The following is a 14,333-nucleotide window of genomic DNA, read 5'->3' on the forward strand; positions in this document are numbered from 1 at the left end:
AACCGCCGACAGATATCAAGGATCCATCCCCGATATCCGCTACGGCTTCCGCCGCGGAACCGACACTTTTATCCATTGTCACTTCAAAGACCTCCCTTGCCCCATGAAATATTGCTGCGGCCCCATCGCCGGGCGCTGTGACCGCCGTTACCTTCTAACCTAACGCCTCCGGGCAGGCCTGACCTCATTGGCCTTGCCGTCAGAAACGCTCATATCAGCGCGCGCTCCAGCCTCCGTCGACTGTGTAGGAAGCCCCGGTGACCATCCCGGAGTCAGGTGAGGCCAACCATGCGGCCAAAGATCCGACTTCCTCGGGTTCGACCAGGCGCTTGACGGCGGATTCGGTGAGCATGATCGAGGAGACCACCTCGTCCTCACCGATGCCGTGAATCTTGGCCTGATCAGCGATTTGGGCTTCCACCAGAGGTGTCCGGACGTAGGCCGGTTCGATGCAGTTGCTCGTGACTCCGTGTTCGCCACCTTCGAGTGCCGTCACCTTGGATAGTCCTTCCAGACCATGCTTCGCTGCAACATAGGCACTCTTATAGGCAGAGGCGCGCAACCCGTGGATGCTCGACAGATTGATGATGCGCCCGAACCCACGTTCATACATGCCCGGAAGCACGGAACGAATGAGCAAGAAGGGGGCTTCGAGCATGAGCCGGTGAATCAGCCGCCAGTCCTCGGGAACGAATTCGTGCACCGGGTTGATGCGTTGGATCCCTGCATTGTTCACCAGGATGTCAGCATCCAGACTGAGGTCCTCCAGCGCCGAAGTGTCCCCCAGATCAACCTGCCAAACCTTGCCTCCGATATCAGCGGCGACTTGTTCGGCGGCCTCACCATTAAGGTCCGCGACCGTGACCGTTGCGCCACGCTCCGCAAAGGCCCGTGCACACGCGGCTCCAATGCCGCTGGCTCCCCCGGTGACGATTGCGTGGCGTCCCTGCAGGTATCCGCTCATCTGTTTGCTCCCGTTCTCGCTGTTCCAGCTGTTCCAGCGATCAATGAAGGCGTACCGCCTAGCAGTACGCGTTCGATCGCTGCCTTCGGATCATTGCACGAGAGTAGGGCCGGTGTCAGGAGATATCAGCTCATCCAGGTGTCGCTGCGTGCGTTATTCAGCCGCTTCATGCCGGGCGTTGGCCCGCCAGCGAATACCTGCATCGATGAAGTCATCGATTTCCCCATCGAAGACGGCCCCGGTGTTGCCGACTTCGTGCTCGGTACGCAGATCCTTGACCATCTGGTACGGATTGAGCACGTACGAACGCATTTGATCGCCCCAAGAAGCCTTGACGTCTCCGGCGAGCGCCTTCTTCGCCGCGTTTTCCTCCTGCTGACGTGCCAAGAGGAGCCGCGACTGCATCACCCGCAGGGCAGCGGCCCGGTTCTGGATCTGGGATTTCTCGTTTTGCATCGAAACCACGATCCCCGTGGGGATGTGGGTCATGCGTACGGCGGAGTCGGTGGTGTTCACCGACTGGCCGCCGGGGCCGGAGGAACGGAAAACATCGATTTTGAGCTCATTATCGGGGATGTCGACCGAGTCGGTCTTTTCGATGAGCGGGATGACTTCGACGGCCGCGAAGGAGGTTTGCCGTCGCCCCTGGTTGTCGAAGGGGCTGATCCGGACCAGTCGGTGGGTGCCGGCCTCGACGGACAGTGTCCCGAAGGCATAGGGGGCATTGACCTCGAACGTCGCCGACTTCAGGCCAGCTTCCTCAGCGTAGGAAGTATCCATGACGGTCGTCGTATAGCCATGGCGTTCCGCCCAGCGGAGGTACATGCGCATGAGCATGTCAGCGAAGTCGGCGGCATCCACACCACCGGCGCCAGCACGGATGGTGACCACCGCTGCCCGTTCGTCATACTCACCAGCGAGCAGGGTCACGACTTCGAGCTGGCTCAAGGCCTTGCGCAGGGATTTCAGTTCTTTGTCCGCCTCGGCCAGGGAATCCGCGTCGTCCTCCTCTCCGGCAAGTTCGACAAGAACCTCAAGATCATCGATGCGCCCCTCAAGACGCTCGAGCCGGTTCAAATCAGTCTGACGGTGGGAAAGCTTGGAGGTGATGACCTGCGCTGCGGCCGGGTCGTCCCAGAGGTCGGGTTCACCAGCCTGTTCGGATAGTTCGGCGATATCCGTTTTGATCTGGTCGACGTCGGTGACGGCTTCGATAGAGGCGAATGTATTGCGCAAGTCGCGGATTTCCGCGGGAAAGTCAGTAGAGGCCATGATCTCCCAAGACTACGTCATCTGGTGAGTCCGGTTCGGGCACTGGACTCCACGTTGATAGGAATTCCCTCGGGTACGAACCAGCCGACGAGCGGCGGGCGCACCACTGCGCTCAGGCTGACAACCGCCGTGGTTCCGTCTCCGCTGGAGCTTGCCCGGACGATGGAAAATCCGTCAAACCGCTCGGCTGCACGGACGTCGGCGACATAATTGGAGACAGCAGCAGCCACCCCCGCATCGCTCAGATGCAGCTTCAGCGTCCCGTCTTCCCCGGTTTCCTCCACGTCGAAGCTGTCTGCCGCGACCGTGACAGCACTATCGGCAACACTCAGGAGTTTGCGGGCCTGAGTATTGACCAAAGTCGCCGCTAAGGTCGCGCTGATGGCTAGGAGCACAATCAAGACATAACCGATGATCAAAATCATCGATTGGCCCTCTTCACCAGTCCTTACGCGGCCTGACAGCCGCTGCTCTCTCGAGCACCAGGCGTGCGCGTTCAAGAAACGTTGGCCTCCGGTCACCATGGCAGCATCATCCAAACTGATCGACGCGGACGGTTGCCGACGAAGAGGTCCTACCAAAATCAGCATCAATACCCGGTGGCAGGAAAGGCAACCCCACACGAATAGAAACGTCTACTGACACCGTCGACCCCGGCTCAAGACAGGAAGGTGCGCAGCGATACTCCATCGTCGCCGCATGGGTATCGACAGCAAGGTTTTCCAACGCCACATCAACGGCATTCCTCGCCCGGGCCGCCCCTTCCGCCTCGGTATCAGCAGTCGCGAACGTTCTTGCTGCATGGTCTGCAGCACCAACTGCGGCAAATGAAGCGGCCTGCAACTGCGACGCGCTGATGATGAGATAGGTAACGGGCACCAAAAGGAGAACTCCGAGGAAAATAAATTCGACGATGGAGGACCCACTTTCCGAGGCATGCAGATCGGACCATGCCTGTCGACATCTATTCGAGATGCGGCTAACGACCATATTGTGCCGCCTCGCCGCTCACGTTCAGGTGCCCGCCGACAGCAAAGTACCCCAGCAGCGGGAAGGGCGCACTGACAGTTATTCTGAGGCCGGGCTGGCCGCCGATGGTGATGTCCTTGAACTCGACGTCCTGGCTCAGGCCCGCTCCCAGCGAACCAGCGATGAGTTCACGCGTCCGTTGAGCCCCCTCAGCTGGCGAACGATCAGCCAACGTGCCGAACCGCGCTCCCGACGCTGCAGCATCCATCAACGTATTGCGTACGTGCAAGACGAGCGCTAACTGGAGGACGGAAATGAACAGCATCGTCAACAGGGCAGAGACCATGACGAACTCTGCTACGGCTGATCCGCTCTCTGTTCCCCTCATAGAGACTCGCTTCCCGCAGGCTACGCTGGCGTGCTGCAGAAGTTTCATAGACGGTGTTCGGTCCATAGACCTATTAGCTGAGACCTGAAACTCGATTGATCGCCTGGTTGAAAAGATCGCTCAGGCGCGGACCGGCGACAGCCAGAAGTGCGGCAACCAGTACAGCTGACATCAGGGTGATCATGACCCAACCCGGCACGTCACCGCGTTCGTCGTCGTGAACTCGCGCCCCGATTCCCTGAACCCGTGCCATGCAAAGCAATGTCAAAGTCAGTCCGATCGCGGCGGCTTGGCTCCATGCGTTCTTCATTGTGTTGCGCCTTCCCTGTTGGTGTTTGAGTTCCGCGGATTCCCCCCGGCTCCGGCATTCATAAATTCATATCGATCAGTGAGAGGCCCGGATAGACCGCGAAGATAATGGTGAGGGGAAGAATGCCAAACACCACCGGGATCATCATGCTGATCTCCTTACGTCCGGCAGTCTCCATCAGCTCCCTTTTGGCTGCGTCCCGCACGTCTTGAGCCTGGGCCCGCAATACTTCTGCCAAAGGTGTCCCCCGCTCTGCAGCAACGGTGATGGCGTCGGAAAATCGAGTCATTGCGTTGAGGTCGAGCCGTCTGGCCAATCGTTGGAAAGCTGTCGTCATGGGGGTTCCGGACCGGATATCCGCCAAAAGCGCTTTGAATTCGTCCGGCAAATCGCCTTCGGAAGTGCCGCAAATACGTTCGATGGCACCCACTGTGCTCTCCCCCGCCCCCACGGCCAAGGCGATGAGTTCGGCGATACTCGGAAATTGGCCCAGGATCCTCCGGCTACGTCTGGCCCCCGACTCAGTGAGACGCCATTCGCTAAAGCCAAACCCGGCTACTGCTGCGGCAGACAAAACGGCGAAAGCAAAGAACCCGTTGAAGGTCCCTCTGGCCGCCGACGCGACGACGAAGAGGCTTCCTAACAGAAGTCCGGCACCTGCATAGGTCAATTGAGATATACGGAACTCAGTAACACTCGCCTCCAAGCCAGCCCGTTGGAGCCGTCGTTGTAACCCTCCGCCAGCTGGATTGAATCGGTTCAACATACTGACGAGATCCTTCAGCACGGGCCACAGGATTTTAACGAGCGGGCCGAGCGGCGTTTCTGACGTGACCTGGCCGGGGCGGGCACCCGAAAGCTGCGAAGCCTGACGCAGTTGCCCGGAAATCCTGTCGGAAAACTTCACGCGACGCATGGCGGGGAGTCGAACAAAACACAACCAGAGTCCTGCTCCCAACAGCAGTCCCAAGGCGAGCCCCCAGGCCATGGATCCCGTCATTTGAGGATCCTTTCCTCAGAGGGCAACGATCCAATACCCAGCATGATCCGGTAGCACAAAAAGGATATGAACAGTCCTGCCAGAAGCACGATGGCGCCCCCGACCGTTGAATATGCCTTAACTGCCTGGGGTTGAGTCGACATAAGCAGCAGGATCACCCAGGGCGCTGCGACAGCCAAACGTGCCGCATTCACCGTCCACGATTGTCGGGCTTCGAGTTCGCCGCGGGTCCGGGCACTATCCCTCAGGAAGCCGCCCAAGGTCCCTAACATCTCGCCCAGATCTGATCCACCGACTTCGCGGGTGATCATCAAGGCAGCAACAATCTTGTCAGCTACGGGATCTGCCAGCCGATACCGAAGTCGCTCCATGGCGTCATCGAAACGGGACGTCGCCCGGTAATCGACCCCGAATTCCACGAATGCCGAGCGGAGTTGTTCGGGACCTTGCGCGCCCAATTGGATCAGTGCCTCAGGCAGCGAGAGTCCAGCCCGGATGGCCGATCGAAGATGGTCGACGACATCTGGCCATTGCTCCCGGAGCACTGTTGCTCGCTTAGCTGCACGCCAACGGACAGCCAACAGCGGTACGACGGCACCAAACATCCCGAAAATGAGCGCAATCAGCGGTGACACAGTGGCGATAAAAACTATGACGGCGGTCAAAAAGAAACAAGCCACCATGGAGGAAATGAATCCCCCGACGCTGACTTTATCGAATCCAGCTCGCAACAGAAGCACCTGGATCCGATATTTTTTCGCCTTCTTCGGTTTCGCTGATTCGCTCCAGCACGCTTGCCAAATCAGTAGGAATCCCAACCCCAGGATCAGCCCCCAGACCAGGCTCATGATCCGACCCCTAAGAGCGACGTGGGGTCGATGCCAGCGTTGTCGAATTTTTCATGAGACAGATCCGCCGAGGGAGCCATCTGTAATTCGCCACCGATTCTTTTGAAGGTCGTAGAAGACTCGATGATGCCGTTTTCGACTCTGCGGCCGAGTTTGATGATCTCGGAAACTCTGCGGTGTCCTGCCATGCTTCGCTCGCAGTGGACCACCAGGTCGATGCAGGAGGCAACGGTTGGGAGCACGAAATTTGAGTTGATATTTTCGCCAGCCAACAACGGAAGGGTACAGATTTTCGTGACGGCATCGCGGGCTGAGTTTGCGTGGACACTCGCCATTCCAGGAAGTCCGGCATTCATCGCGATCAGCATGTCCAATGCTTCCGCTTCACGGACTTCACCGACGATGATCCTGTCGGGACGCATACGTAAGGCTTCCTTGACGATGCGGCGCAGATCGATTTGGCCGTGACCTTCCAGATTCGACTGACGGCACTGCATAGCTACGACATCACGGAGCGGGATCTTGAGCTCAAAGATTTCCTCGACGGTGATGACTCGCTCGCGAGATCCAATCCCGGATGACAAGCAGTTCAGCAGAGTTGTTTTGCCCGCTTGGGTCGCTCCGGAAACTAGGACATTGAGTCCGGCCCCTACGGCCGCGTGCAAATAGTCAGCGGCCTGCCGGCTCAGGGACCCCAGCTCAACCAGATGGTCCAGACGAGAGGCCCTAGCAATGAACTTCCTGATGTTCACGGACCAGTATTTTCTGGTGATATCCGGGATGACCACATGCAGCCGAGAACCGTCCGGGAGAGCCGCATCAACAAAAGGCGTGGACAGATCCAAGCGACGCCCGGAAGTCTTCAGCATGCGCTCCACCAGGATTCGGACCTGTTCGTCGTCCAATCGAATAGACGTCAACTCCGAACTGCCGCCACGCGCCGCAAAGACTTCCGAAGGGGAGTTGATCCAAATCTCCTCAACCTCCGGGTCATCCAACAACGGCTGCAACGGTCCGAAGCCGGCGATGGCATCAAAGACCGACCGGCCTGTTTCCTCAAGACCTCCGAGACGGGGTAGCCCCTCCAACAACGAGCGCTCATCATAATCACGCACTGCTGCGCCGACTATGCGCCGGATCTCAGCGACGTTCTCGGAAGGGTCTAGGCCGCGGCGTCGAACATGCTCGCGTACCTCGTCTTCGATGAAGCGTTGTCCATCCATTTGCATCTCCCGTGCAAAGTTCTGGGCACAGGAGTCGATACCCGTGGTGTCCGCAACTGGGACAGCTCTTGTGACATTACCCACACGTCTTAACCCAAACAAGAGTTGTAGGTCCCTGTGTGGATAGTCCGTGTCCACGTTGTCCACAACATTCGGCTAGTACCTACTTCATCGGAGAATCAGGGTTAGCGTGACCTTGAGCCGGGGATCATTGAGCGGAAGAGGCCTCTAGATGACACTTCACGTCACCGTTGTACAAAGGCCACGGGGCTCATTCGACGCCGCCCCAACGACCTCTTTGGAGGTCACCGGTCCCGAGGGCCTCTCGGGAGCTGCGCTTGGAGACGCGCTGGCCGAGTTGGGCTACACAGAGCTCTGGGCGGCTGGTGGAACACGACTGCAGCAGTTGGATCACCTACCTCCGACAGGTACGTTGACCCTCACACCGTTCAGGCGCCCACGTAAGCCCCCAGCATCAACTTCCGAAATCTGGCTTGTCGCCATCAAAGGGCCAGATTGCGGCCCGTACCTACTTCTCACCCGCGGAAGGTATTCCATTGGCCGCGGCGACTGTGACCTATCTACTTCGGATCCTGCGCTTTCCCGTCATCATGCTGACATCATCGTTGACAAGACGTCCATCGCACTCCTGGAGATCCCCGGACCAGCCGTAACCGACCGTTCTGCTCCACACCCGAAAAAGCGCTTGCTTGGTGCCGACGACGAGTTCTCCTTGGGCGACACGACCTTCCGCGTTTTATCCACCCAAGCCGGCTGCATGGAACTGTCCACGCACGATCGCCGAGTCCTCTGGCCGCCTCCTCCAACGCGCATATCCCGGCCCGCTTCCGGCAGTCGACCATGGCTGATGATCGCTACAGCTGGTCTTCCCCTGCTTATCGGCCTTGCCTTGGCACTGACCCTGGGGTCGTGGTTCTTCCTAGCTTTCAGCGCTTTCGGTCTCGTGACCGGTGGCGTCCCCGCCAGTATCGAGTTGATTGCCCGTCGACGATTACGCCGACGCATCCGCAGTATCGCGACCCAGCGGATCCACACCTTGGAACACACGGTCCCTCCCGTCGGGCTCCAAATTCTTCAGGCCATGGTGGAAACCAGAGCGGCCAAGCCACCACGGCGTACATCGGGGGTTTCCCACCCCTTGAGGCTCGGTTCAGGAAAAGTGGCCCCTCCGGTCGTTCTCGAGCCTCCGTCCGAACGGGGACCACAGGTGCAATCAGTTGACGGTCCCGTCATCATCACGGTTTCACCAGGTGAACTAGGAATCCTGTCCGGCTCGGAGCCGAGTCTCGGTCCGATCCTGCGATCGTCGGTCATCCAGCTCTCCTACGCTTGCTCCCTCACCGGTTCCACTTTATTGATCGTCGGCAGAGGCGACTGTCTCCCTACCGAGGTTCGTTTCCTGCCTTGCGTCCGTGCCTGCAATGACGTCGATGAAGCAATACCGCTCTTGCCCACCCTGGGCGCATCCTCCGTCGTGCTGGTCATGTTTGGGGTTTCCTGCACCGAACGCCTCGTTACAGCGATTCGCAATATCGACAGCAGCTGGCCTCCGCCAGCCTTGATTATCGCCGTCCCCACATCCGATGCGAGAGCCGACTGGAATCTTGACGTCACCAAGTCCACATTGAGCCGTGCGGAGGACGAAGTCCTCATGGCGGTGGATGGCATCTCCTCCCCAACGCTTGCCGCAGCATGCACGGCAGGACTACATGAGCTGGAGTTTCCTAGGGCTCGAAGTACCAGCCTCGATCGTGCTTTCCAGGCGCCACGACGCAACCTCGCGGACCTCGGCCCGGTCTGGCAGGGCTCCTCCGCCGACTCCCTTCAGACTCAATTTGGCAACTGGGAGGGGATCCCGGTGTCTTTGGACTTCGTCGGCGACGGCCCACATGTCCTCATCACGGGGACCACCGGTTCGGGAAAGTCCGAACTCCTCAAAGCGATAACCATGGATCTGGTCTGCCGCTACGGTCCTGATCAGTTATCGCTGCTCCTATTGGATTTCAAGGGTGGATCAGCACTGGGCCCGTACGCGGAAACACCGCACTGTCAAAATCTGGTGACTGATCTCAACGCCGAATCCAGCGAGAGGGTCCTCGGTAGCCTGCGAGTTGAACTACAGCGACGGGAATCGCTGTTCAGGGAGGCCAATGCCGAAGACTACGCAGGTTATCGAAGCCGTGCCGCCTCTGCAGCTCAACCTCTTCCTCGCCTCGTGGTCATGGTCGACGAGCTTCGTGTCCTGAGCGACGAACTGGAAGACGCAGTTCCGGAGCTCATACGTATCGCAACGGTCGGACGGTCCCTTGGAGTGCATCTGCTGCTTGCCACGCAACGCCCGCAAGGAGTCGTCACACCGTCCATGCGCGCCAACATCAACACCATCATCGCCCTACGCCTGCTCAGTCCACTCGAATCGAATGAGCTTCTCGGCACCTCGGCAGCCGCCGAGCTCTCGGCATCCAGCCCTGGGCTCGGTTTCATGCGTCGAGCGGGCGATCCACCCGTGCCATTCCGCGCCCTTCCTCTTGAACAGGACACGCCGACCTGGACGGTGCAGGAAATCGGCCCAAGTTTCCAGGACTGCCGCCTGGTAGCAACGATCCATGGCACGCCGCCGGCGGATTCCTCGCCTGGCGCAGTTCTGCGTCGAAAGACCGCAGACGTTCCAGATCCACCATTCCCAGTGACATCGTTCGCTGCACCGCTACCGAGCGAGGTTCACTCCATCCCTCGTCGTTTCCGCATCCACCAGCCCAAGGGATCCATCGCGTTGGGTCTGATTGACGATATCCAGCGTCAACGTCTGACGCCGCTCTGGTGGACTCCAGAACTTCAAAGACGTGTGGCGGTCATCGCTGGTCCAGCAAGTTCGGCAGCGGCTACGCTCCTCGGGGTGTTTGACAGCCTCATTCAGGCGGAACAGGAACGTCACATCTATGTCCTGGACGGGGCAGGGCATTTCGGTGCGGCTGCTGGGAGTCCCCGAGTAGCGGGCTTCGTCTCCTGTGGAGAACCCGAGCGGGTCCACGAACTCCTCGACGTCTTCGAAGCAGCACCGGATGCGGTCGAGGAACAGACAGCAACCCGAATCCTGCTCGTCAGTGGCTTGGCGGTTTGGTCCGCTGAGCTGGGGGCTTCCGAGTTCGCCGCCCTCGATGACCGGCTAGCCGCACTGGCCCGAAGGACAGAACGAGAAAACACGTGCATCATCGTCACCGGCGACCGAGATCTGACCTCGTCACGATTCCACTCCTTGGCGGATCACCGGATTTACCTCAGGTTCGGTCTGGGCCAGGAAACCGTGATGGGTTGGCCAAAGCTCAAGAACACCGGTCCCTACCCCGGGCGAGCCGTATGGACATCCCCCATCACCCAGGAGCAGGGAGTCGTTGTACAACTCCGTACTCCAGCTCCGTCGACCAGCTACGCCCCGGGACCGCCGACTGCCCTGCCACAAAGGACCTGCCATGCCCTGCCTTCCCAGGTCAGAGCCGATCAAGTGCCGAGCTTCAGTTCCGGGCTGGGCCGCTATCCGATCGGTCTCTTGGCGCCGGATCACCGCACCTGGAGCTGGGCGCCGGGTCGTGTAGGCCTCATCCTCGGTGGTACGGGGACGGGAAAAACGAGCCTTCTCGCACTCATCGCCGCCCAGTTGGGGCCCGAGTTCGATATCCGTTACTCCATGGATCAGCTCACTGACGGACCAGGGTTGTTGTTACTCGACGACGTTCTGGAACTCACGGACGCCGAACTGACTCATGTGGATGCACTCATTCGTTCGGGTACCCACGTCGTCATGTCGGCTTCACCTGAACGAGTCGGATTGGTCCGACTTCCTCCGGCCGCACGAATGCTGCCAGCCGCTGCGATGCTTTTGCTTAACCCCCGACAAGCAAGTGACGGCGATTTCCTCGGATGGAGATTCCGGCCGCATCAACGGAGCCAGCCGGGCCGGGCCCTCGTGATGCGAGACGGGACGTTGGCCCAAGTTCAGTGCGCATTATTGGGTGTCGGGGATGGTCCCAAAGACTAGTTTTGTGGGGCGCGATCCCCGAAGAAGGCCGTGGCTTTCGGATCGAAAATCAGCAGGATGATCGCTGCGGAAGGAATCAACAGCGCGATCCCGAGTGCCAGGCTCCAGCCCCCTCCCCCGAGGAAGGAAACAGCAAAGATCACTTGGAAGATCTGCCAAACCACGGCGGCGGCACGGGTCCATGCATGTCCCTTGAACACCTGAATACCCACATTGGTTTGCCATGCCGTGGCTCCGAGAATCAGGACGAGCATGAAGATCCGCCCACCCATCGATAGGGGACCCGATTCACCCAACGATGTGGCATACCAGGCCGCCGCGGCCAATGCAGCAACGGCCTCCAGCAGCAGCAACGCTGAGACCGCGATAATCGATGGCGGACGCCGTCGCACGGGTGCAGGATCGTGGGGAGGAAAAGAGGGGGAACTCGGGGAACTCACCCCTAGAATCTACTCGACGAGTCACACCGCCCCAACCACATCATGATCCCCACGGCACCGGGGAGCGGGCCATGACATGGGAAATGCTAGGCCGCAAGGGTTCGTGCGAGTGAGAAAAGCCTCAGTGTCGGGAAGCGATTAGTTGCCGTCCAACCCTTGTTTACACACAAGTAACATGACAATCTTATGGGGCAGGTGAACGGGAGCATTTTTGAGTGCTCTCTTTTGTGCTGCCACCGCCCCACTTTTCGGATTGGCCGTAGTGGGTCGTCCCCCGAAACCTATCCCAAGGAGCATCACAAAGCATGGATTGGCGTAGTCGCGCAGCCTGCCTGGACAAAGACCCCGAATTGTTCTTCCCCGTGGGGAATACCGGGCCAGCATTGCTCCAGATCGAAGAGGCCAAGAGCGTCTGCCGCCGGTGCCCGGTCATCGACACCTGCCTACAGTGGGCCATCGAATCCGGCCAGGACGCCGGTGTGTGGGGTGGCATGAGCGAAGACGAGCGTCGCGCCCTGAAGCGCCGCGCAGCCCGGGCCCGCCGCGCATCATAGCGAGACAGAACCTCTAGCCGTTCGGAGGGAGCGAATCCACGGATTCGCTCCCTCCGGCTCGTTAAGGACTTCTGCTGGTCCAACGATTCCGCCTCCCCCGGGCGGATGTCCACGGAATGACGTCCGGTTTTGGCTACCATCGTGGGGTGAGTGAACATGGAGCCAGTCCCGACAGGGACACGATGATCGACGGCCGCTATCGCATTATCGAGCGCCTGGCCGTCGGCGGCATGTCCACTGTCTATCTGGCCACCGACATCCGCCTCGAGCGCAATGTGGCCCTGAAGATCCTGCACCCGCACCTCGCCGAAGACCCGCTGTTGGTCGAGCGTTTCCGAACCGAGGCCATCACCGCAGCCGGTTTCTCCCACCCGCATATCGTCGGTGTCCTAGATACTGGCGTCGACGGACATACGGCCTACCTGGCCATGGAGCTCGTCAACGGGCATACCCTGCGCGACCTACTCAAGACCCAGGGGCGCATGGCACCCCGCCAAGCCTTGGCGCTATTGGACGCCGTCGTCGAGGGTCTCGCCGCGGCTCATGCTGCAGGACTGGTCCACCGGGATATCAAGCCCGAAAACGTCCTGCTGTCGAATTCCGGCCAGATCAAACTTGCCGATTTCGGACTGGCCCGCGCGGCGACGAACCAGACGTCTACCGGGAACCTCATTGGCACGGTTGCCTACGTCTCCCCTGAACTCGTCACCGGCGCCCCCGCTGACGCCCGTAGTGACATCTACGCGTTGGGCATCATGTTGTACGAGATGCTCACCGGAGACCAGCCCTTCGTGGCCGATGCCCCCATTGCCGTCGCCTATCAGCATGTCTCCAATGACGTGCCAGCCCCCTCGCTCGTCCTGCCGGGTCTGGCCGCCGACCTCGATGAGCTCGTGGAGTTCTGTACCCGCAAGGAGCCTGAGGAACGCCCCCAAGACGCTGAGGCGTTGTTGGGAGAGATCCGGCAGATCCGACGGACCCTCACTGATGCGGAACTTGATTCCCCGAGCGTCGACCCTGAAAGTGCCGGTTCGGGGCGTGGTGTGGACGCTACCGAAGCCATCGGGTCTCCGGTGCCCCTGCCCTCAACTGGTGGCCAAACGGAAGCGACCGAGGCCATTACTGGCTCCGAACGGTCCGCCGGAGCGACCGAGGTGATCGGGGCCCCCGATAACGCCACCAGCGTCATTTCGACACCCGCCGGGGCCACTCAGGCACTCCCCCGCTACAACGACCACACCGACACCGGGGAGCTCACGGGGCTGCCCCTGGCCTCAGAGGATCCACGCTCAGGCGCGAGCGGCCTCTCACCGCGGGCCCGCGAACGCCAGGCCCGCAAGGAGGCCAAGAACTCCCGTCGGCAGTGGGCCCGCGAAGCACAAAGGCCCCGCGAAAGCCTCGCATCCCCCTCTTCGCGACGACGCGGTTGGATCCTGGCCATCGTGCTCTTTCTCGTCACCGCCCTGGTGGCAACCGGTGCCTGGTTCTTCGGTATGGGGCCGGGGTCCCCGGTACAGATTCCACAACTGAGCGGCCAATCGGCTGCCTCCGCCCAGCAGGCCCTGGAAGCGGGCCGCGTTTCGTCCAGTTCGACCCAGGTCTTCGACGACGAGATCAAGAAAGGTCTGGTGGTCGGTTCCGAACCGGCAGCGGGGACCACCATCCGCCGGTACCAATCAGTTGAGCTCCTGATCTCCAAAGGTCCGGAGCTTTTTGCCGTCCCCAATGTCGTCGGTCTGGAGGAACCCGCCGCCCAGAAGGCCCTCAAAGGTGCCCAGGTCGAAGCGGGGAAGGCCACGAAGGAGTATGACGAATCCATTGCCGCCGGGCAGATTGTTTCGCAGAAGCCGAAGCCGGAAGCGGAAGTGCGCCGGGGGACCAAGGTCTCCTACGTGGTGTCCCGTGGCCGCGCCCCGGTGAAGGTACCCGATGTCACCGGTCGGTCGGAGAAGGAGGCCGCGGCGACGTTGAAGGACGCGGGGCTGGATCCGAAGAAGTCAGGTACGGAATTCGACAAGAACGTCGAAAAGGGAATGGTCATTTCGCAGGAGCCGGCCTCGGGCAAGGCCAAACGGGGAACGACCGTCAGTTTCGTCGTTTCCAAGGGACCACGGATGGTCGAGGTTCCGGGGGTGCGCGGCAAGCAGGTGGAGAAAGCCAAGAAGATCCTCAAGGACGCGGGTTTCGAGGTCGAAATCAACGAGGGCAGCTTCGGCATCATCTTCGGCACGGTGGCCACCCAAGACCCGTCCTCCGGCGAACTACCCGAGGGCTCGACCGTGACACTGGGCGTCGTCTGAGGCACTCC

General features: G+C 60.4%; 13 protein-coding genes. 3 read left to right on the forward strand and 10 right to left on the reverse strand.

The window, feature by feature from the left end; translation table 11 throughout:
- Positions 1-214 precede the first annotated feature (214 nt).
- From FM101_RS01595 to FM101_RS01630, 9 genes are all read right to left on the reverse strand, one after another.
- The gene (locus tag FM101_RS01595; RefSeq protein ID WP_086994504.1) at positions 215-964 is read right to left on the reverse strand and encodes a 3-hydroxybutyrate dehydrogenase; all 750 of its coding nucleotides are present in this window, start codon (positions 962-964) and stop codon (positions 215-217) included.
- Between the two features lie 153 nt (positions 965-1,117).
- Positions 1,118-2,236 carry a peptide chain release factor 2 gene (gene prfB, locus FM101_RS01600; RefSeq protein WP_086994507.1) on the reverse strand — a complete coding sequence of 373 codons (1,119 nt, stop codon included), beginning with the start codon at positions 2,234-2,236 and terminating at the stop codon, positions 1,118-1,120.
- A gap of 17 nt (positions 2,237-2,253) precedes the next feature.
- The gene (locus tag FM101_RS01605) at positions 2,254-2,661 is read right to left on the reverse strand and encodes a hypothetical protein (protein WP_086994510.1); all 408 of its coding nucleotides are present in this window, start codon (positions 2,659-2,661) and stop codon (positions 2,254-2,256) included.
- A gap of 106 nt (positions 2,662-2,767) precedes the next feature.
- A complete protein-coding gene (locus FM101_RS15510; RefSeq protein WP_143269162.1) occupies positions 2,768-3,226 on the reverse strand; it encodes a hypothetical protein in 459 nt (152 codons plus the stop codon).
- Positions 3,216-3,593 carry a TadE family protein gene (locus FM101_RS01610; RefSeq protein WP_086994618.1) on the reverse strand — a complete coding sequence of 126 codons (378 nt, stop codon included), beginning with the start codon at positions 3,591-3,593 and terminating at the stop codon, positions 3,216-3,218. The genes FM101_RS15510 and FM101_RS01610 overlap by 11 nt, the downstream gene beginning before the upstream one ends.
- Before the next feature lie 73 nt (positions 3,594-3,666).
- Positions 3,667-3,846: a hypothetical protein gene (locus FM101_RS01615; protein WP_086994621.1), complete on the reverse strand. Its 180-nt coding sequence runs from the start codon at positions 3,844-3,846 to the stop codon at positions 3,667-3,669.
- 115 nt (positions 3,847-3,961) lie between these two features.
- Positions 3,962-4,903 (reverse strand): type II secretion system F family protein, encoded by a 942-nt coding sequence (locus FM101_RS01620; RefSeq protein WP_245806595.1) that lies wholly within the window; start codon positions 4,901-4,903, stop codon positions 3,962-3,964.
- Positions 4,900-5,721, reverse strand: coding sequence for a type II secretion system F family protein (locus FM101_RS01625; protein ID WP_342744338.1), 822 nt, complete (start codon positions 5,719-5,721; stop codon positions 4,900-4,902). Before FM101_RS01625 ends, FM101_RS01620 begins: the two co-directional genes overlap by 4 nt.
- Positions 5,722-5,747: 26 nt before the next feature.
- The gene (locus FM101_RS01630; protein WP_086994516.1) at positions 5,748-6,974 is read right to left on the reverse strand and encodes a CpaF family protein; all 1,227 of its coding nucleotides are present in this window, start codon (positions 6,972-6,974) and stop codon (positions 5,748-5,750) included.
- An 868-nt stretch (positions 6,975-7,842) separates the two neighbouring features.
- Here FM101_RS01630 and FM101_RS01635 point away from each other — a divergent pair.
- Positions 7,843-11,031, forward strand: a complete 3,189-nt coding sequence (locus tag FM101_RS01635; protein WP_179204200.1) for an FtsK/SpoIIIE domain-containing protein — start codon at positions 7,843-7,845, stop codon at positions 11,029-11,031.
- Here the strand turns inward: FM101_RS01635 and FM101_RS01640 are convergent.
- A complete protein-coding gene (locus FM101_RS01640) occupies positions 11,028-11,423 on the reverse strand; it encodes a hypothetical protein (protein ID WP_143269165.1) in 396 nt (131 codons plus the stop codon). The two genes, FM101_RS01635 and FM101_RS01640, sit on opposite strands and share 4 nt — an antisense overlap.
- 353 nt (positions 11,424-11,776) lie before the next feature.
- Between FM101_RS01640 and FM101_RS01645 the strand changes: the two genes are divergently transcribed.
- Entirely contained in the window at positions 11,777-12,025 is a 249-nt protein-coding gene (locus tag FM101_RS01645; protein WP_086994524.1) for a WhiB family transcriptional regulator, read from the forward strand.
- Positions 12,026-12,171: 146 nt separating this feature from the next.
- Positions 12,172-14,325, forward strand: coding sequence for a Stk1 family PASTA domain-containing Ser/Thr kinase (locus tag FM101_RS01650; RefSeq protein ID WP_342744339.1), 2,154 nt, complete (start codon positions 12,172-12,174; stop codon positions 14,323-14,325).
- Positions 14,326-14,333 lie beyond the last annotated feature (8 nt).

Origin of the sequence: Arthrobacter rhombi (genome assembly GCF_900163545.1) — a bacterium.
Taxonomy (GTDB): domain Bacteria; phylum Actinomycetota; class Actinomycetes; order Actinomycetales; family Micrococcaceae; genus Arthrobacter_H; species Arthrobacter_H rhombi_A.